This is a genomic window from Bartonella capreoli, assembly GCF_902813205.1.
Classification (GTDB): Bacteria; Pseudomonadota; Alphaproteobacteria; order Rhizobiales; family Rhizobiaceae; genus Bartonella; species Bartonella schoenbuchensis.
In genome coordinates, this window is sequence record NZ_CADDZX010000345.1 from 1 (window position 1) to 398 (window position 398).

At 36.9% G+C, this 398-nt stretch carries 1 protein-coding gene; it reads right to left on the reverse strand.

Translation table 11 applies throughout. The features are described 5' to 3' along the window. A partial coding sequence (locus tag J7R05_RS08730) for a lipid II flippase MurJ (protein ID WP_281388244.1) occupies positions 1-312 on the reverse strand: 312 nt, incomplete at its 3' end. Positions 313-398: the final 86 nt, after the last annotated feature.

A 398-nucleotide genomic window follows, 5' to 3' on the forward strand; every position in this document is an offset into this window, starting at 1 on the left:
TAATTCCATGGCGATGGTTAAAAGTAAGAGCAGTGAAAAGAGAATACCAAAAACTTCTTCTGCAAATTTGCATGCAGTTTCTTGACCATCTTCGGTAATTTTTTTTGCAAAAAGAGGAACAAAAGCCGCATTAAAGGCCCCTTCAGCAAAAAAACGGCGGAATGTATTGGGAAAACGAAAGGCGGCGTTGAATGCATCGGAAACAGGACCAGTTCCCAACATTGCTGCCATCAACATTTCACGTATAAAGCCAAAAATGCGGCTCATTAGAGTACCAGAAGCAACAGTGGCAAATTTTTTAAACAGAATCATAAAAACACAACAAGTTTGTCATAAAAGTAGAGAAGCTAAAAAGGTAAATAAAAATATTTTAGATCATGAAAATTTGAGCAGTAAGC